Raw genomic sequence first — 18,486 nt, 5'->3', positions numbered from 1 at the left:
GGAGGGAGCGCCCTGCGGTCGCGTCATGCGGTCGGACAGCGAGCGCTCATCGGTCCGTGCTGGTCGCCGTCTTGCGACGCCCTGCGAGGACGAGCCCCGTGCCGGTCAGGACGATGAACGCTCCTGCGACGGCGAGCAGGCCGGTGTTCACGCCGGTCGTGGCGAGGTTCGCAGCCTCGGTCCGCTGGGCCGCGGCGGCCACCGGGACGGTGTCCGTCAGACCCAGGTTCGTCGGGTCGGACGAGGCGACGGTCCGGACGGTCCCGTCGGTCCCGACGAAGACGGGGTCCACCGCGTCGATGACGACGGGTGCCGTCGGGTCCTCGGGCACGACCGGGTTCTCAGGATCCGTGGGGTCCTCGGGCACGACCGGGGTCGTCGGGTCCTCGGGCACGACCGGGGTCGTCGGGTCCTCGGGCACGACCGGGGTCTCAGGATCCGTGGGGTCCTCCGGGGTGACGGGCGCCTCGGGCTCGTCGGCCAGGCTGATGCCGACCCAGTCCCACGCGGTCGAGGGGCGGTCGAGCTCGCCGAGGCCGATCAGCCAGTGCGGGAACGTCGCCGGCATCCACTGGCCGTTCTCGTCCGTGGTCCCGTGGTTGTTGTGGTCGTTGCCCGTGTAGAAGTGCGGGCTGCCCTGCTCGGTGCCCTGCGCCGAGCCCCAGAGCTGGAACTGCGGGAGGGTCGCGACGTCGAGGCCCGCGGGGACGCGGACGAACACGCGCTGCCCCGGCGTCACGGACGAGACCGGGTCGCCGTTGGCGTCGACCAGGGTCACGCCGGCGGGCACTGCCGAGCCGTCGGCGGTGCGCAGCTCGACGTGGACGTCACCCGTCCCGCCGACGAGCGAGGCCGTGAAGCCGTAGTCGGTCGAGCCGTCGGTGTTCCGGACGTACCCGTGCGAGACGAACCCCGGCTGCGGCATGACGACGTTCGCGGTGAGCCCCTGCTCGATGAGCCAGGCCGCGGTCTGCAGCGTGGCCATGCGGTCGCTCTGGCTGTTCTGGTCCCAGTTGCGCGTCCAGTCCTGCTGGAAGGTCTCGTCGGGGTTCTCGGGGACCTCCTGCGCGGTGAACTGGTCGAGCGCCTTCTGGCTCAGGGTCACGTGCCCGGCGGCGTCGACGTCGAAGAACAGGCCCATGACGTCGTGGCCCGTCGAGAAGTACCAGACCGCGAACTGCGTGGCCTCGTACGCGGTGTAGTCGGCACGGCGCGCGTTCTCGGACGCGACGTACTCCTCGGCCTGGGCCTGCGTCCACCAGCCGTTGTCGATGTACGACTGGTACTGCTCGATCGTGACGGGGTTCTGCACGACACCCGCCCGTGCGAAGAGCGCCTGGGCGTCGATCCCCCGGGCCGCCTCGTCGGAGCCGCCCTTGTAGCCGTTGACGAGCACGGTCTGCTGGGCGGAGGTGTTCTCCCAGTGGATGCCCTCGGCGTCCGGGGTCACGGTCTCGTCGCCGGACCACACGTGGTACCAGTAGTTGGCGATGTCGCGGTCGTAGACCATGTGGACCGTGCCGTCGTCGTCCTTGAGCGTGTGGTGCAGGATGTGCAGCTGCGGGGTGCCGCTCCAGCCCTGCCAGTCACGTCCCGAGGTCTTGTCCCCGAGCTCCATGAAGTACCAGTAGTCGCACCCGAAGCCGTCCTCGCCGCCGTCCTCCCAGTGCGGGTGGTAGTCGGCGTCGGGGTAGACGGGCGTCGACTGCAGCGCGCCGAACGCGGAGGTGGCGGCCAGCGGGGTGGCGGTCGGCCCGGCCGCGGACGACGCGTCCGTCGCCTGCTCGACGACGCCCACGTCCGGCGCGGTCTCGTCCCCGGGGTCCGCCGCGGGTGTCTCGGCGACGGGTTCGTCCTCCTCGACGGGCGCCTCGGGCGCCGCCTCGGCGGGAGCGGCCTCGTCGGCCGGCACGGCGGGGGCTGCGGGGACCTCGGCGGCCGGGGCGACGACCGGGTCGACCGGCGTCGTGCTCTGCGGGGCGGGCACCTCGGCAGCGGGTACGTCCGCGACGGGCGCGGCCTGCTCGGCGGGTGCCTCGGGGTCGGTCGTCGTGGGGGCGCCGGCCTCGGGGACGTCGGTCCCCTCGGCGGCGAACGCTGCGGCTCCACCACCCAGCACGAGCGCGGCGGAGACAGCAGTGGTGGTGACGGTGCGAAGGACCTTCATGATCGTCGAGCTCCTACGTGAGGGGTGTGTGCGCTGGTCGCGCCCTGACCCCTCTACGTTCTCGTCCGGCAGGGGGTCGCCGACTCACCCCTTCGGATCGACCGCCCTCGTCCGAACGTCTCGACCTTCGCCCGCTCGTGCCCGACGGCTCCGTCACGCCGTCGGGTGTCTCACGCCGTCGGGCTCACGCGGTCGCGCGCAGCCCTCGCGCGACCGCCACCAGGCAGCCCGCGCAGGCCAGCGCGACCACGACGAGGAGCAGCGTGTACCCGGCGAGCGCCGTCGCCCCGGCCAGGACCACGGGCAGCAGGAAGCCCACGTAGGACAGGCTGTAGTAGACGCCCGTGAGACCCGCGAGGTCGGTGGGCGTCGCGACGGCCTGCACCTCGATCAGGCCGGCCACCACGCAGATCCCGTACGCGGCGCCGAGGGTGACCGCTGCGAGCCCGCCGAGCACGGGCGACAGGACGGTCGCGTTGGTCGCGGCCAGCGCCATCCCGAGCAGCATCAGGCCCATCCCGACGACGAGCGCCCGTCCGCCCGTGACCCGGTCGATCGCCGCGACGAACGACTGGACCACCGCGCCCGTACCCAGCGTGAGGACCGTGAGCAGGGTCGCGTAGGCCAGCGACAGGTCGCCGGTCTGCTCGGTCACGAGCTGCGGCATGACGGCGTAGGCGATCCCGGCGGCCCCGAAGATCCAGGGGGCGGCAGGCACGACGACACGCACGAACCGGCGGTGCGAGGCGGCGGGGACCCGGAGGTCGGCGAGGAGCGACGTCGTCGACCGGTGTCCCCCGATCGTCTCGGTGGCGGTCGCCAGCAGGACGAGCGCGACCACGCTGAGGGCGACGTGGACCACGTAGGGCGTGATCGTCGGCCACGGACCCCACTGGGCGAGCACGCCCGAGACCCCAGCGCCGATCCCGAACCCGAGGGTCAGGGACAGCGACGGGCGGCGAGCCCCGGCCGTCGGGTCGGTCCCCAGGTCGAACGGCGCGCTCGACAGCTCCTTGACCCAGCTCGTGCCGACCGACATCGCGACACCCACGCTCAGTCCGGCGAGCAGACGCCCCAGGCAGATGACGACCTCGCTGCCGAAGCCCAGGGCCAGCAGGGCGCTGGCCCCGATCCCGCCCAGGACGCCGACGACGGCGAGCGGCTTGCGCCCGTACCTGTCGGACAGCGGTCCGGCCACGAGCAGTCCCGGCACGAGACCGAGGACGTACATCCCGAGGAAAAGGTCGACCATGACGACGGAGTAGTTCCCGAGGTCCTGGTACATGTGCAGGAGCGGCGTGAAGTGGTTCCCACCCCACGCCATGACGACGAGGGCCGGGGCGACACGCAGCCAGCCGGGGAACGAGCGGTGGCGGTTCATGATCTTTCTCGGGGACGAGGACGGTGGGACGGCAGCCCGTCGACGGGCATGGCACGGCCACGACAGGCGGCCGAGCGGAGGGCGAGGTGATGGTGACCAGGCGGGCGACGCGCCCGTCAGCCGTAGTTGCCTCGCTGGACGTGCGCGCGCAGCGCGGCCTCGTAGGCCTGTGCGTCCCCGGCACGCGCCAGCGTGGCGAGCACGCGGTGGTCGGCGAGGAGTCGCGTGGGCGAGGTCGCGTCGCGTCGGACGGCGCGGTGGGTCAGGAGCTCGAGGCGCGGGCCGAGCTGCGCGAAGAGGTCTTCGATCACGTCGTTGTCCCCGGCACGGATGACCCGGGAGTGGAACGCGAAGTCCGCCTGAGAGAAGGCGAGCAGGTCGCCGTCGTGCTCGGCGACCACCTGCTGGGCGACGAGGTCGTCGAGGTCGTGCGCGACGTCGTCGGGCAGGGGGTTCCCGTCGAGCGCGCGGATCGCGGACGACTCGAGCATGATCCTGACCGCGAGGAGGTCCGCGACCTCCTTGTCCGCGACCGTGGCGACGACCGCTCCCCGCTTGGGGAACAGCGTGAGCAGGCGGCACGTCTGGAGCTGGAGGAACGCCTCGCGGACGGGGGTGCGACTGATGCCGAGCTCGTCGGCGACCTCCCCCTCGGTGATGAGCGCCCCGGGGGCCGTCTCGCCCGTGATGATCGAGGCGGACACCGCGGCGAAGGCGCGCTCGACGGCGCTGGGGGCCTGGTCGTCGGACTTCCTGCGAGGCGACATCTTGCGACCATAGCATCTTAGATGCAAGGGGGCAGCCGGCTACGTTCCGGTCACGGTCTGGCGCGCCCGCTCGCCCGTCCCAGGGAGCACGCATAGCCTCGTTCGACCAGCCGACCGACCGGATGGAGCATTTCGTGCAGAAGACCCAGACCGACCCCGACGAGTACCTGACGACCCTTCCCGAACGGTTCCGCGACGACGCCCTGCGCCTCGACGCCGCGATCTCGGAGGTGATGTCGGGCCGCTCCCGGGTCCTGTGGGAGGGCGTCTTCTGGGGCGGGACCGACCAGCGGATCGTCGGGTACGGCGACCTGCTCCAGCCGCGCCCGCGCGGTGGGAGCGTCGAGTGGTTCGTCGTCGGCCTCGCCGTCCAGCAGAACTACCTCAGCGTGTACGTCAACGCCGTCGAGGACGACCAGTACGTCGCGCAGAAGTACGCGCACACGCTGGGGCGCGCCAAGATCGGCAGCTCGAGCGTGGGCTTCAAGTCGCTCGCCGACATCGACCTCGACGCTCTGCTGCACCTCGTGCGGATCGCACGGGAGCAGACGGCGTAGCGCGCCCCGCAGTACCGCGCAGGGCTACCGCTCGGCGGCCGGCGCGTGCATCTCGACGCTGATCTGGCTCGCGTCGAGCACCTTGAGCGTCTCGTCCATGGCCCCCGAGCTGTAGGTGCCGTGGTCGCGCACGTGCAGCAGCTCCTCGCGCTGGGCCGCGAGCACCGCGAGCCGCAGCTCGCGGTACTGCCGGTGCTGCTCGTCGGCCTCGGTCGCCTCGCGGTCCACGAGGTCGTCGTGCGCGATCTCCTGGCGTACGCGCTCGATCGTCTCGGGCGCGTAGGGCGTCCCGTCGGGGCGCGCAAGGCCGGGCGCGTCGATCGCCTCGGAAGCGACGCGCGAGAGCTCGCCGAGGAGCGCGAGCCGCTCGTCGTTCTCGGTCGACGTGTCGACCGTCAGGTCGAGGCGCCGCACGACCCACGGCAGCGTGCCGCCCTGGACCAGGAGCGTCCCGGCCGCGACGAAGAACGCGATGAGGACGAGCAGCGCCCGGTGCGGGGTGTCGGCCGGGAGGGACTGCGCCGCCGCGAGCGTCACGACGCCGCGCATCCCGGCCCACACGAGCAGCACGCCCTCGCGGCGCCCGAGCGGCTCGGCCGCCAGGTAGTCGATGTCGGCGATGCGGCGCGTGAGGAACGTCTGGACGCGGGCCATGCGCGTCTGGACGCGCGGGTCGTCGAGCGAGGGCGCCTCCCCCGGACCGGTGCTCCGCCCGGCGCCGCCGCGCGCCCCGGCGAGCCCGCCCGGGCCGCCCAGGCCGGGGATGCGCGCGCTCGTCCGGTCCGCGCCCGGGCCGCCTGCCGCGGCGACCTCCGGACCGCCTGCCGTGTCACCTCGCGGCGCACGGCGACGCCGTCTCCCTCGACCCGGCCCGCGGTCCTCGACCGTCGGCAGCTCGCCGCGGTCGAGCTTGTCGGTCACGGCCGAGAGCTTCTCGCGCACCTCGGGGTTGCGCCGGTTGGAGCGCTTCATGAGCCACAGCAGGACCGCGACGAACACCGAGCGCAGCGCGACGACCACGACCGCGGCCAGGAGCGCGAGCCCCGCGGCCGTCCACAGGCTGCCGTGCTCCTCGCGGACCTCCTCGACGAGGCCGAACACCTCGAGCCCCATGAGCAGGAAGACTCCACCCTCCAGGAGGAGCTCGACGGTCCGCCAGTTCGCCTTCTCGGCGATGCGGTCCTGCGGGCTCAGGTGCTTGGGCGCGCCGAGGCCCGTGACGATCCCGGCGACGACGACGGCGACGAGCCCCGAGGCCCCCAGGTGCTCCGAGGGCAGGAACGCGATGAAGGGGACGACGAAAGAGATCGCGGTGTTCGACGTGGCCTCGCGCACGCGCGAGCGCAGCCACAGGTTGGCCTTGCCGACGAGGAAGCCGATGACGACCGCGACCGCGACCGCGTAGACGAAGTCGCCCGCGACCTGCCCGACCGAGACCGTCGCGGCCGTGGCCGCGATGGCCGAGCGCAGCAGCACCAGGGCGGAGGCGTCGTTGAGCAGGCTCTCGCCCTCGAGCACGGTCACGACGCGCGGCGAGACGCCTGCCTTCTTGACGATCGAGGTCGCGACCGCGTCGGTCGGGCTGATGATCGCGCCGAGCGCGATGCCCGTCGCGAGCCCGATCCCCGGGACGAGCAGGTGGAACAGGAAGCCGAGCACCACGGCGCTGATGACGACGAGCACCACCGACAGTCCGCTGATCGCCTTGAGGTCTCGCCGGAAGTCCATCGCGGGCATGCTCACGGACGCCGAGTAGAGCAGCGGGGGCAGGACGCCCGCGAGGATCCACTCGGGGTCGACCTCGACGGCCGAGACCGCGGGCAGGAACGACACCGCGACGCCCAGGAGCACGAGGACGAGCGGGGCGGCGACCCCCAGGCGGGGCGCGAGCGCGGTCACGCCGACGACCGCCAGGACGCCGGCGATCAGGTAGGGGGCGAACTCCATGGGCTTCTCGTCTCGCTCGGGGAATTACTTCCTATCAGACGAAGCACCTGCGCCCCGCACCGCTACGCGTCGCGCGGAACCCACTCTGCCGCCTGGCCGCGCGCGGCGTGCAGCATCGCGACGGCCTCGTCCTGGTTGACGCGCGCGAGCGCGAGCGCGCTGAGCTGGAGCGAGAGCAGCAGGCGCGCGCGCTGCTCGACGACGTCGTCCGCGAGCGCCGGGTCCGCGGCGCGCAGCGCCCCGACGAGGGCGTCGGTCAGCTCGGCCCGGTAGGCGTCGACCGCGGCGCGCAGCGCCTCGTCGTGCCCCGCGGCGCCGGTCGCACATCCCACGAGCAGGCAGCCGAGCCGCGGGGAGTCGGAGGGAAGCTGCCCGACGGCGGAGGCGAGCCGGTCGAAGTACGTCACCACCGCGCGTCCGGCCTCGGGCGAGCCGGCGCTCCCCTGGCCCGGGGCGTCCTGGCCTGCGGCGACGAGCGGGCGCAGCCGAGGTCGGATCACGGTGTCGAGGTAGTCGTCGACGGCGGCGTCGAACAGCCCGCGCTTGGAGCCGAACGCGTGGTAGAGGCTCGAGCGGTTGAGCCCGGTGGCGCGCTCGAGGTCCGGGAGGGATGCTCCGTCCAGGCCCTGGTCCCAGAACACGTCCCTGGCCGCCTGGACCACCGTGGTGGTGTCGAACGACTGCGACCTGCCCATGTGGACCGCCTCACCTTCCGCTTCTCGAATTGCACCGACCGGTACACAACTGTACCGTCGATTAGTAGACCGATCAGTTCAGAACACCGTTCCCGCCGGCAGCGGCAGGCGCGAGAGCCCGCCCCTCACCCAGGAGGACACCCCATGACCGCGACAGCACTGGTCTTCGCAGGCCTCGCCGCGCTGATCCACGTCTACATCTTCGTGCTCGAGTCCGTGTCCTGGACCTCACCGCGGACCCGCGCCACGTTCGGGACCACCGAGCAGGAGGCCCGCGACACCAAGGAGCTCGCGTTCAACCAGGGCTTCTACAACCTGTTCCTCGCGGCCATCACCGCGATCGGCATCGTGCTGGTCACGAGCGGTCACACCGACGTCGGCGCGGCGCTCGTCCTGAGCGCGACCGGCTCGATGGTCCTCGCCGGGCTCGTGCTGATCGTCTCCTCGCCCGCCAAGGCCCGCGCGGCACTCGTCCAGCTCGTCCCACCCGCGATCGCGATCCTGCTGCTCGTGATCTCCCTGGTGTCCTGACCGCCACCAGCCCCGCACACCGACCACCCGCCGCCCGAGCCACCACTCCCGCCGCACCGGCCCACCCGGCTGTTGCGACGCCGTCGGGCGTGCTCCCCCAGAACCGCAACCGAAGGACCCTCATGACCTCCACGCAGATCCAGCTCGTCGCCCGCCCCACCGGCTGGCCCACGCACGACGACTTCCGCACCGTCCAGGTCGAGCTCCCCGAGCTCGCCCCCGGCCAGGTGCGCGTCCGGAACGAGTTCGTGTCCGTCGACCCGTACATGCGCGGGCGCATGAACGACGTGAAGTCCTACACGCCGCCCTTCGCGCTCGGCGAGACCATGACCGGCGGCGCCGTCGGACGCGTCGAGGCCTCGACGGCCGAGGGCATCGCGGTCGGCGACGTCGTGCTGCACCAGCTCGGGTGGCGCGACGTGGCCCAGGGCGACGCGGCCGCGTTCCGCGTGGTCCCCGAGATCCCGGGCGTGCCGCTGTCCGCCTACCTGGGGATCCTGGGCATGACCGGGCTCACCGCGTACGTCGGGCTGCTCGAGATCGCGGGCCTGCGCGAGGGCGACACCGTGTTCGTCTCCGGCGCGGCCGGGGCCGTGGGCACCGCCGCGGGCCAGATCGCGCGGCTCAAGGGCGCGGGCCGCGTCGTCGGGTCCGCCGGGACGCCCGAGAAGGTCGCGCTCCTGACCGAGCGCTACGGCTACGACGCGGCGTTCAGCTACAAGGAGGGGCCGGTCGCCGACCAGCTCGCCGCGGCCGCACCCGACGGGATCGACCTGTACTTCGACAACGTCGGCGGCGACCACCTCGAAGCAGCACTGGGCGCGTTCAACGACTTCGGGCGCGCGGCGCTGTGCGGAGCGATCTCGCAGTACAACACGACCGAGCCCACACCCGGCCCCCGCAACATGGGCAACATGGTGACGCGCAGCCTCATGCTCCGCGGCTTCACGATCGGCCACCACCTCGAGCACTTCCCCGCGTTCTCGCGCGACATGGGCGCGTGGCTCCAGGCCGGCGACGTCGTTTTCGACGAGACCGTGGTCGACGGGATCGAGAACTCGGTCGACGCGTTCCTCGACCTCATGCGCGGCGCGAACACAGGCAAGATGGTCGTGCGCGTCTGACGGCTCGCCTCCCCCCAGCACAGCCCGGGGCCGCGCCTAGAACGCCACCGAGTGCGTCCTGAGCGCGGCCTCGTCGCGCGCCCCGACCGGACGCGTGACCCCGCGCTGGTCGAGGATCGGTCGCACGCCCTCGGCGAACCAGTGCGCCTCCTCGAGGTGCGGGTACCCCGAGAGCACGAACTCGTCGAAGCCCGCCTCGTGGTACTCCTGCACGAGATCGGCGACCTCCTCGTGGCTGCCCACGAGGGACGTCCCGGCCCCGCCGCGCACGAGCCCCACGCCCGACCACAGGCCCGGGTGCACCTCGAGCGACCGGGAGCGGCCGTCGAAGCGGTCGCCGTTGAGCGCGGCCATGCGCCGCTGGCCCGTCGAGGACGACGAACGGAACTGGGCCTGCGCGGCCGCGACCTGCTCGGGCGACCACGCGTCGAGGAACTTCTCGGTGACGCCCCACGCCTCGGCGGACGAGTCCCGGCTGATGGTGTGCAGCCGGATGCCGAACCGCAGGGTCCGCCCCCGTTCGGCAGCGAGCTCCCGCACCCGGTCGATCTTCGCCTTGGCCTGGGCAGGCGGCTCACCCCACGTGAGGTAGACGTCGGCGTGCTCGGCCGCGACGGGCAGCGCGGCGTCCGAGGAGCCGCCGAAGTAGATGGGTGGTGCCGGGTCCGGCGGCACAGGGACCCGGCCGTCGCGGATCCGGTAGTGCCGCCCGTCGAGGTCGAGCGGCTCGCCCGAGAACAGGCCGCGCACGACCGCCAGGAACTCGGCCGTGCGCGCGTAGCGCTCGTCGTGCTCGAGCCAGTCGCCGAACCTGCGCTGCTCGCTCTCGTCCCCGCCCGTCACGACGTTGAGGCGCACACGCCCGCCCGAGAACCGCTGGAGCGTCGCCGCCATCTGCGCGGCGAGCGTCGGCGACACCAGGCCCGGACGGAACGCGACGAGGAAGTGCAGCCGCTGCGTCTCGCGCAGCAACGCCGCGGTCGTCAGCCACGCGTCCTCGCACCACGTGCCGGTCGGGGTCAGGACGGCCTCGAAGCCCAGACGGTCGGCCGCGCGGGCGACGTCGGTGAGGTAGTCGAGCGTCGGGGCGCGGAAGGCCTGCGCCGTCCCGGGAGTCGTCGCCGCGTGCGACGACCCGACGACGGTGCGCCCGTCCCCCGACGTCGGCAGGAACCAGTGGATCGCCGCGGTCATGTCTCCTCCGTCCGGCGCGGACCCTCCTGCGGCCGGTCCTCGGGGGCCCGGTGGGCCGGTCGGTCGAAGAGGTCGCGGGTCACGCGCGTCGGCGGACCGTAGGCCGGGGCACCGGGCCGGTCAAGCAGTTCGCGGAACCTCTCGCGGGCTGGGACGGGGTGTGCGCTCGCCCAGGAACGCGAACGCCACGATCGCGAGACCCACGTAGAGCGGCACGAGCAGCAGGACGTCGGGGCTCGCGAGCTCGACCTCGACGCCCGTCCCGCCCACCGACAGCACGACCCGGTTGACCGTGAGGAAGGCCAGGTGAGCGCCGATGCACGTCCACACGCTCGCCGTCGGGTCCGCCTCGCGCGCGTAGGCGAGCATGAGTCCGAAGACCGCGAGCAGCATGAAGTACGAGACCGGGTCCTCCCCCGCCGGTACGACGCCCCACGGGAACGGCTCGACATCCAGCAGGCGCGTGAGCCCGGCACCCACCACGACGGACGTCGAGGCGGCGGCCAGGAACAAGGCCGTCGTGACCACGATCGCGACCCAGCGCGCATACCGGGACCGGAGCGTCGTGAGCACGTAGCCACGCAGCGAGACCTCCTCGGGCACCGCCTCGTAGAGCAAGGCGATCGACGTGTTGGTCACGAGGAAGAGGAGCAGGTCTCCCCGGTCGACCGCTCCCCAGGTCAGCCACCCCGCGACGGTGGCCCCACCCAGGACCACGACGGCAGCGGCGACGACGACGGCGAACCCGAGGCCGGCTGTCCGGACCGCTGTGAGCGGTCCGACCAACCCGATGCCACGCAGCGACCGGCGGTCGAACCGACGCCGGAGGAACAGGATCGTCGGGACGACCAGCGACGTCACGAGCAGCGCGGGGACGAGTCGGGCGAGGAACCCGTCGAGCCCCCAGTGCTCCGCCGCCGCGATGCCGAGCGCGACCGAGGCGCCGAGCCCGACGCCCATGACGGCCGCGCCGAGCACGGCGCGGGCGAGCGCGTGCGGGAGGGGTGGTGCGACGGACACGGACGAGGCTGCGTGCGAGGAATCGGTCGAGCCGAGGGCCGAGCTGGGCGTGGAGGGAACCGCGTCGTCAGGGGCCATCGGCCCATCCTGCCGTCGGGCCGGTGCGCCACGCCAGGCCTGGCCTGGCCTGGGCGGTCCGGCCCCCGTCGACCTCCCCCGCAGGAGGGAGACAAGGTCCGTCGCGTGCCGGTGCCGTGCCGGGCGCCGGACCCGCAACAATCGTCGACATGGTCACCGCCGCCCGGGCCCCCGCGCCCATCACCTCGCCGCCACCCGTCTCCGACGGCGCACCCGACCGGTCGCGAACGACCGGAGCCGCCGCGACCGAGCGCGAGGACTGGCGCCCCTGGATCTTCCCCGGCGTGCTCGCGCTGCTCGTCGGGCTGTTCACGCTCGTGACCCCGATCCAGCTGCCCTATGACGGCAGGCTCTGGACCAACATGATCGCGAACCCCACGCTCGTCCTGCCCGTCGTCGCGCTCGGCAGCTTCAGTGCCGTGGTGGGGGTGCTCGTCGCGCGCCGCTCCGCCCTGCTGGCCTGCGTGCTCGCCGGCTGGCCCTTCCTCCTCCTCCCCCTGATCGGCACGTTCGTCTGGGCCTGGTGGCTCGCCCTCCTGGCCGTAGCGGTCGTCGCGGCGCACGACGCGTGGCATCGCACGCTGCTCCCGTTCGCACTGGCCACCAGTGTCGTCGCGATCTACTGCGCCTCGGACATCCCCGCCTTGCTGCCGATCGGCCCCGTGACCTCCGGCCGTGAGAGCGACGTGACGTTCGTGCTCTACGTCGTCATGTCGTTCGCTGCGGTGGCTACCAGTGCCGCTGTCGGGGCGGGGCAGCGCGCCCGCCTGCGCACGGCCGCCGCCGCCCTCGTCTCCGACCAGGCCCTCGCGGTCGAGACCGTCGCCGTCGAGAGGGCCCGGATCGCGCACGACCTGCACGACGTCGTCGCGCACCACATCTCGCTCGTCGCCGTCCGGGCGGAGTCGGCACCGTACGTGCACCCGTCGATGGATGCCGAGGCCAGGGTCGTGCTCGCGGACATCGCCGACGACGCGCGGCACGCGCTGGGCGAGCTGCGTCAGGTGCTCGCGGTGCTGCAGCGCGCCGAGGGCGCCGACCGGGCGCCGCAGCCCGGGGCCGGTGACGTCGTGGCGCTCGTGGACGCGGCCCGCTCGGCCGGGCAGCAGGTGACGGTCGTGGCGGGCGTGCCCGACCTTCCGTCGGCCCAGGGGCTCGTGCTCTACCGCGCGGTCCAGGAGTCGCTCACGAACGCGCGTCGCCATGCCCCGGGGCAGCCGGTGACGCTCGCCCTCGGGACGGGAGCGACGTCGTCGGGCACGGTCGTGACCGCGCGCGTCTCCAACCCCCTGGTCCCCCGCACCTCCCCCGCAGCCCCCGGCCGCGGGCTGCTCGGGATGCGCGAGCGGGTCGAGTCGATCGGCGGCTCGCTCACGGCGGGCGAGGAGGACGGCTCGTTCGTCGTCGACCTCTCGCTCCCGGTCGGCGAGCCGGAACCGGCCACGGCACCGGAGCGCACGGAGACCTACCGGTACGGCTCCACGGGCGACGACCTGGCCGCCCCGCTTCCCGACGCCGTGGACGGGACCGACGCGTGACCCGCGTCGTGGTCGCGGACGACCAGCCCGTGGTCCGGTACGGATTCGCCGCGATCCTCGACGCGGCCGAGGACATCGAGGTCGTCGGTTCGGCGAGCGACGGGGCCGAGCTGCTCGACGTCGTCGCGACCCACCGGCCCGACGTCGCGGTCGTCGACGTGCGCATGCCCGTCATGGACGGGATCGCCGCGACGGCCGCGATCTGCGCGCGCCACCCCGGCACGAGCGTCCTCATCCTCACGACGTTCGACCTCGACGAGTACGTGTTCGACGCGCTCCAGGCCGGGGCCTCGGGCTTCCTGCTCAAGGACACCCCGGCCCCTCGCCTGGTCGAGGGCGTGCGGCTCGTCGCGGACGGGTCGATGCTGCTGGGGCCCACCGTGACGCGCCGCCTGGTCGGCGACTTCGCGCAGCGCACGACCAGGGCCGCGCCCGGGATCGAGAACCTCACGGGACGCGAGCGCGAGGTGCTGCTCACGGTCGCCCGGGGGCTGTCCAACGCCGAGATCGGGGCCGAGCTGTTCATCACCGAGCAGACCGTGAAGTCCCACGTGTCCGAGGTGCTGCGCAAGCTCGGGTGCCGCGACCGCGTGCAGCTCGTGATCGCGGCGTACGAGTCGGGGCTGGTCGGGCTGTCGGAGCGCGGGTGACCCCGGGCGGCCGGATCGTCGGCGTCCCGTCCGTCGAGCGTGCACTTCCGGTCGCCCACCGGGCAGGCCTGACGACCCGAACTGCACGCTCGACGCGGCCCGCGCTCTCCACGGGCCCGGTGTGCACTGCACAGGATGCGAAGGGTGTTGCCGAAACCTCCTATCATGAGTCGTGAGTTCCGACTGGTTCGACCTGGCCACCCAGGGCACCGAGAGCGGTGAGCTGGCCCGGTCGATCGACTGGTCCGCCACCTCGCTCGGCTCCCCCGACACCTGGCCCAAGACGCTGCGCGCCGCCGTGCGCCTGTGCTTCAGCACCCGCTTCCCCATCTTCATCGCCTGGGGACCGGACCTCGTGATGCTGTACAACGACGGCTACCGGCCCATGCTCGGGCAGGACAAGCACCCCGGCGCGATGGGCGCCCCCGCAGGCGAGGTGTGGGCCGAGATCTGGGACGAGATCGAGCCCCTTTTCGCCTCGGTCCTGGAGACCGGTGAACCCACGTGGTCCGAGGACCAGACCCTGATCATGAACCGTTCGGGCTTCGACGAGGAGACGGCCTTCACGTTCTCGTACAGCCCGCTGCGTGACGACGACGGCACCATCCGCGGGGTCATGGACGTCGCGACCGAGACCACGGGCCACGTCGTCGACCGCCGTCGGCTCCAGACCCTCGGCACCCTCACGGCGACCCTCCAGCGCCTCCAGGGCGACGTCGACGAGCTCGCTGCCGCGACCGTCGGGGTGCTCGGGCGCAGCGTCGACGTCACGCGTGCGGACCTCTACCTCGACACGTCGGCCGGGCTCGTGGCCTTCGCGTCGACGCACGAGCGTCACGACGAGTCGGTCCCGTCGCAGATCCTGCGCGAGGTCGCCGACGAGCGACGGCTCGAGCACGTCGGCCCCGCGCTCGTCGCGCCGCTCGCGGCCACCCGCGACCGTGCCGCGGCGGGCGTGATCGTCCTCGAGGGGAACCCGCAGCGCCCCGACGACGAGGACCAGCGCTCGTTCCTCCAGCTCGTCGCGTCCGCGGTCGGCACCGCCCTGAGCAGCACGCTCGCCCAGATCCGTCAGGTCGACGAGCTGCGCAACGTCGCGAACGCCCTCCAGGACGCGATGCTCCCCGACGACCCGACGGCCCCGGGGTGGCACACCCGATACCGTCCGGCCGACGACAGCCTCCTCATCGGCGGCGACTGGTACGACGTCGTCGACCTGTCCGGAGGGCGCTTCGGCCTGGTCGTGGGCGACTGCGTGGGCAAGGGGCTGCGCGCCGCGGCCGTCATGGGACAGCTCCGCAGCGCGAGCCGCGCCCTGCTCCTGGAGAACCTGGGACCCGCGGCCACGCTCGAGGGCCTCGACCGCTTCGCGCGGACGCTCCCCGGTGCCGAGCTCGCGACCGTCCTGTGCGCGATCGTCGACGAGAACGCCCGCACCCTGACCTACTCGGCCGCGGGCCACCTGCCTCCGCTCGTGGTCAACAAGGCCGAGACGTGCTGGCTCAACGAGGGTCGGGGCACGCCCCTGGCCCTCAACACCGCACCGCGGCCCGAGGCGACCGCGGCGCTCGACAGCGGCGACGCCGTCGTGCTGTACACCGACGGGCTCGTCGAGCGCCGCGGCGAGCACCTCTCGCAGGGCCTGCGCCGCCTCGCCGACGCGGCCCTCGCGATCCGTGAGGAGCGCCCGGCCTCCGACCTGCCGGACGCGCTGCTCGCCGAGCTCCTCGCCGACGGCGCGCGGGACGACGTCGCCCTGCTGCTCTACGAGGTGCCCTGACCCGCTAGGCGAGCCCCGCGTCGTGCACGCAGATCGCGACCTGCACGCGGTTGTCGGCCCCGAGCTTGTCGAGCACCCGCCCCACGTGGGTCTTGACCGTCGCGATGCTCAGGAAAAGGCTCGCCGCGATGTCCGCGTTGGACAGTCCCGTCCCGATCGCGACCGCGACCTCGAGCTCGCGCTCGGTCAGCCGCGCGAGGCGCACCTTCGCGGCGGCCTCCCGGCCGTCGACGGGCTGACGCGCGACCGCCGTGATGAGCTGCTGCGTGACCGACGGGGACAGCATGGACCGCCCCTGCGCGACGAGCCGGACCGCCGCCACGAGCTCGGCGGGCGGCGTGTCCTTGAGCAGGAAGCCCGCCGCGCCCAGCCGCAGCGCGGTCAGCACCATGTCGTCGGCGTCGAACGTCGTCAGGACGACGACCTTGAGCGTCGGGTCGGCCGCGCGCGCGATCTCCAGGGCCGCAAGCCCGTCGCGGCGGGGCATGCGGATGTCCATGAGGACGACGTCGGGCCGGGTCCGCGCGATCTCCGAGACGGCAGCGATCCCGTCGGAGGCCTCGCCCACGATCTCGATCGCCCGGTCGCCGCCCAGGATGAGGCGCAGCCCCGCGCGGACGAGCGTGTCGTCGTCGACCAGGACGACACGCAGGGGTGTGTCCGTCGGCACGGTCTCGGGGGCGGCAGGAGTCAGCGGGGTCAGGTCCACGGGAGCCACGCTCTCACGACGAAGCGGCCCGGCCCGTCGGGCCCCGCGGTCAGCTCGCCCCCCGTGAGGCGCGCACGCTCCGCGAGCCCCGTCAGCCCCAGGCCCGACGGCGGCGCACCGGACGGGCACGGCCCGTCGCCGTCGTCGGGCACGCGGACCGCGACGAGCGGGTTGGTGACCCGCACCGTGAGCCCCTCCCCCGGGGCGCCGTCGATCTCGACGCGGACCGGCTCGCCCGGCGCGTGCTTGCGGGCGTTCGTGAGGGACTCCTGCAGGATGCGGTACGCGCTCCGGCTCACCTGGTCACCCAGCCCGGCGAGGTGCTCGGCCGTGCCCGGTGCGACCTCGCACGTGACCGGGTCGGAGCCGTCCGGGCCCTGTACCTCGGCCAGCAGGTCGGGCAGGGCGGCGAGCGTCGGCTGCGGGCGCTCGGGGGCCGCGCCCGGGACGTCGGTCTCGCGCAGCACGCCGAGGACCTCGCGCAGCTCGGTCATCGCGAGGTGAGCGTTGTCGCGGATCACGCCCGCGGCCACTGCCGTCTCCTCGGGCGTGAGGTCCGTGCGGTACGCGAGCGCCCCCGAGTGCATCGCGACGAGCGAGATACGGTGCGCCAGGACGTCGTGCATCTCGCGCGCGATCCGGGTGCGCTCGGTCGACCGTGCCTGGTCGACGCGCGCGGCCTGCTCGCGCTCGGCCGTCACGGCCCGCACGCGCCAGGACTCCGCGAGGTCGCGGCGGTTCCCGATCGAGACGCCGATCGCGACGACCAGGCCGTACACGAGCGCCCCGACGACGAGCCACACCCACCACGGCGTGTGCGCCCACTCGGGGATCATCGACCGGAAGAGTGCCTCGTTCCCCAGGCTGGACGCCATGTACACGACCCCGACGCCCGCGATCTCCCGCCACCGCCGACGGGTCGCGAGCGAGATCAGAGCGATCACGACGGCCCCCGCACCGAAGGTCGTGAAGCCGCCGACCACCGCCATGAGGAGAGCCACGGTGAGCGGTGCCGCACGGACCGCCGGGAGGAGGACCAGCGCCACGACGCCGAGGAGGAGGTCGAGCAGGAAGATCGCCGCCCACTGCTCGAAGGTCGCCCCCTGAGGGTCCTCCGCCGTGAGGAGCGCGGAGGCGAGGAAGAGCAGCGCCCCGAACCCGAACGCGGCCGCCAGCCGCCAGGACAGGTCGAAGGCCGAGTAGGGCACGTAGCGGATCGGCGGAGCAGGAGGCATGCGGCGAGACTATGCGCGCGGGCGGGCGGTGCACATCGCCAGTGGGGACGACCCAGGGTCACCCCAAAGGATCAGGCCACCGCCGCACCTGGGGGCTCTTCCGGGACGACGACGGCGGCGCCCCCGGAGCCTTCGTCCGGGAGCGCCGCCGTCGCGGGCCGGTCCGTGGACCGGCGGAGGATGCTGGGGGTCAGTCCGCTGCCGGGGCCTCGCCGTTCGCCGCGCGGTACGCGGTGAGGACGGCCTTGGGCAGGCGGCCCTTGGGGCTCACGGTGTGGCCGTTCGCGAGCGCCCAGGTGCGGATCTCGGCGGTCGTCTCGCCCGGCAGGAGGTAGCCGGTGCTCTTCGGGGCCGCAGCGGCCTCGGGGGCGGCGGGCGCCGTCGTCGCGGCGGGGGCGACTGCGGGGGCGACGGGCTCGGGCTCGGGCTCGGGCTCGGGCTCGGCAGCAGCCTCGGGGGCCTCCTCGACGACGACCGACTCGACGACCTCGACCGTGACGGCTCCGGTCTCGACGACCTCGACCTGCTCGGGTGCCTCGGCGACCTCGACCTCGACGACCTCTGCCACTGCCTCCGTCTCGGCGACCTCGACGGCTGCGACCGGCTCGGCCGCCGGCTCCGGCTCGGTGGCTTCGACGACGGGCTCGGTCTCCACGACCTCGACCGCTGCCACCGCCTCGGTCTTGGTCTCGGTCCCGGTCTCGACCACGGCGACCTCAACGGTCTCGACGACCTCGGCGACCTCGACCGTCTCGACCGTCTCGACCGCGGTGGCGGGCTCGACGGCCACCGGCGCCTCGACCTTCGGCGCGGTCTCCGGCTCCAGGACGGCGATCGCGACGGGCGTCGTCGCAGGCTCGGCCGCTGCGGCGGGGGCGACCGGCGCCGTCGTGCGGGCCGGTGCCTGCGCAGGAGTGGTGTCGGCAGCGGTCTTCTGGGTGCCGTCGAACAGGGACGCGACGCTCACCACCGGTGCGGCCTCCGCCTTCTTCCGACGACCCTTGAACCAGCTCAGCAAACCCATGACGACCTCTCGGCGAACGATGCGCACACCGGTCGACGTGCGCGCGGCAACTCTTTCACATCTCGGACAACCGTCGGTAGGACGCCCAC

The 18,486-nt window shown here is 73.3% G+C and carries 16 protein-coding genes; 6 read left to right on the top strand and 10 right to left on the bottom strand.

Translation table 11 applies throughout. The features are described from left to right. Nucleotides 1-46 precede the first annotated feature (46 nt). The 3 genes from WFH32_RS15600 to WFH32_RS15590 all read right to left on the bottom strand — a co-directional run bounded on the left by WFH32_RS15600 (nucleotide 47) and on the right by WFH32_RS15590 (nucleotide 4,315). Nucleotides 47-2,167, bottom strand: coding sequence for a hypothetical protein (locus tag WFH32_RS15600; RefSeq protein ID WP_336708232.1), 2,121 nt, complete (start codon nucleotides 2,165-2,167; stop codon nucleotides 47-49). A 184-nt stretch (nucleotides 2,168-2,351) separates the two neighbouring features. Beyond that, a complete protein-coding gene (locus WFH32_RS15595; RefSeq protein ID WP_336708231.1) occupies nucleotides 2,352-3,548 on the bottom strand; it encodes an MFS transporter in 1,197 nt (398 codons plus the stop codon). 116 nt (nucleotides 3,549-3,664) lie between these two features. Then, a complete protein-coding gene (locus tag WFH32_RS15590) occupies nucleotides 3,665-4,315 on the bottom strand; it encodes a GntR family transcriptional regulator (protein WP_191794846.1) in 651 nt (216 codons plus the stop codon). Between the two features lie 134 nt (nucleotides 4,316-4,449). Here WFH32_RS15590 and WFH32_RS15585 point away from each other — a divergent pair, with 134 nt between their 5' ends. Continuing rightward, nucleotides 4,450-4,872: a hypothetical protein gene (locus WFH32_RS15585; RefSeq protein ID WP_191794844.1), complete on the top strand. Its 423-nt coding sequence runs from the start codon at nucleotides 4,450-4,452 to the stop codon at nucleotides 4,870-4,872. Between the two features lie 24 nt (nucleotides 4,873-4,896). On the opposite strand, the gene WFH32_RS15580 is transcribed toward WFH32_RS15585, so the two are convergent. Both WFH32_RS15580 and WFH32_RS15575 read right to left on the bottom strand, forming a co-directional pair. Then, nucleotides 4,897-6,819 carry a cation:proton antiporter gene (locus WFH32_RS15580; RefSeq protein ID WP_191794842.1) on the bottom strand — a complete coding sequence of 641 codons (1,923 nt, stop codon included), beginning with the start codon at nucleotides 6,817-6,819 and terminating at the stop codon, nucleotides 4,897-4,899. A gap of 62 nt (nucleotides 6,820-6,881) precedes the next feature. Beyond that, nucleotides 6,882-7,514, bottom strand: coding sequence for a TetR/AcrR family transcriptional regulator (locus WFH32_RS15575; protein ID WP_191794840.1), 633 nt, complete (start codon nucleotides 7,512-7,514; stop codon nucleotides 6,882-6,884). A 144-nt stretch (nucleotides 7,515-7,658) separates the two neighbouring features. Between WFH32_RS15575 and WFH32_RS15570 the strand changes: the two genes are divergently transcribed. Both WFH32_RS15570 and WFH32_RS15565 read left to right on the top strand, forming a co-directional pair. Continuing rightward, complete coding sequence (locus WFH32_RS15570; protein WP_336708228.1) at nucleotides 7,659-8,045, top strand: DUF1304 domain-containing protein; 387 nt, start codon at nucleotides 7,659-7,661, stop codon at nucleotides 8,043-8,045. 122 nt (nucleotides 8,046-8,167) lie between these two features. Continuing rightward, the gene (locus WFH32_RS15565; RefSeq protein ID WP_191794836.1) at nucleotides 8,168-9,169 is read left to right on the top strand and encodes an NADP-dependent oxidoreductase; all 1,002 of its coding nucleotides are present in this window, start codon (nucleotides 8,168-8,170) and stop codon (nucleotides 9,167-9,169) included. A 36-nt stretch (nucleotides 9,170-9,205) separates the two neighbouring features. Here the strand turns inward: WFH32_RS15565 and WFH32_RS15560 are convergent, their stop codons facing one another. Then, entirely contained in the window at nucleotides 9,206-10,363 is a 1,158-nt protein-coding gene (locus WFH32_RS15560) for an LLM class flavin-dependent oxidoreductase (protein ID WP_336708226.1), read from the bottom strand. A gap of 120 nt (nucleotides 10,364-10,483) precedes the next feature. Beyond that, nucleotides 10,484-11,461 (bottom strand): CPBP family intramembrane glutamic endopeptidase, encoded by a 978-nt coding sequence (locus tag WFH32_RS15555; RefSeq protein ID WP_336708225.1) that lies wholly within the window; start codon nucleotides 11,459-11,461, stop codon nucleotides 10,484-10,486. 149 nt (nucleotides 11,462-11,610) lie between these two features. Here WFH32_RS15555 and WFH32_RS15550 point away from each other — a divergent pair, with 149 nt between their 5' ends. The 3 genes from WFH32_RS15550 (at nucleotide 11,611) to WFH32_RS15540 (ending at nucleotide 15,429) form a co-directional block, all read left to right on the top strand. Beyond that, nucleotides 11,611-12,999, top strand: a complete 1,389-nt coding sequence (locus WFH32_RS15550; protein WP_336708224.1) for a sensor histidine kinase — start codon at nucleotides 11,611-11,613, stop codon at nucleotides 12,997-12,999. Further along, nucleotides 12,996-13,649: a response regulator transcription factor gene (locus WFH32_RS15545; protein WP_336708223.1), complete on the top strand. Its 654-nt coding sequence runs from the start codon at nucleotides 12,996-12,998 to the stop codon at nucleotides 13,647-13,649. The genes WFH32_RS15550 and WFH32_RS15545 overlap by 4 nt, the downstream gene beginning before the upstream one ends. A gap of 172 nt (nucleotides 13,650-13,821) precedes the next feature. Then, nucleotides 13,822-15,429, top strand: coding sequence for a SpoIIE family protein phosphatase (locus WFH32_RS15540; protein WP_336708221.1), 1,608 nt, complete (start codon nucleotides 13,822-13,824; stop codon nucleotides 15,427-15,429). 4 nt (nucleotides 15,430-15,433) lie between these two features. Here WFH32_RS15540 and WFH32_RS15535 read toward each other — a convergent pair whose 3' ends face one another. The 3 genes from WFH32_RS15535 to WFH32_RS15525 form a co-directional block, all read right to left on the bottom strand. Continuing rightward, on the bottom strand, nucleotides 15,434-16,132 hold the full coding sequence (locus tag WFH32_RS15535; protein WP_336708276.1) for a response regulator transcription factor: 699 nt from the start codon (nucleotides 16,130-16,132) through the stop codon (nucleotides 15,434-15,436). Continuing rightward, nucleotides 16,129-17,373 carry a sensor histidine kinase gene (locus WFH32_RS15530; protein ID WP_336708219.1) on the bottom strand — a complete coding sequence of 415 codons (1,245 nt, stop codon included), beginning with the start codon at nucleotides 17,371-17,373 and terminating at the stop codon, nucleotides 16,129-16,131. The genes WFH32_RS15535 and WFH32_RS15530 overlap by 4 nt, the downstream gene beginning before the upstream one ends. A gap of 190 nt (nucleotides 17,374-17,563) precedes the next feature. Further along, entirely contained in the window at nucleotides 17,564-18,397 is an 834-nt protein-coding gene (locus tag WFH32_RS15525; RefSeq protein WP_336708218.1) for an Lsr2 family DNA-binding protein, read from the bottom strand. Nucleotides 18,398-18,486: the final 89 nt, after the last annotated feature.

This window comes from Oerskovia sp. USHLN155 (genome assembly GCF_037145535.1).
Lineage (GTDB): Bacteria > Actinomycetota > Actinomycetes > Actinomycetales > Cellulomonadaceae > Oerskovia > Oerskovia rustica.
This window is presented reverse-complemented; position numbering and strand designations above follow the sequence as displayed.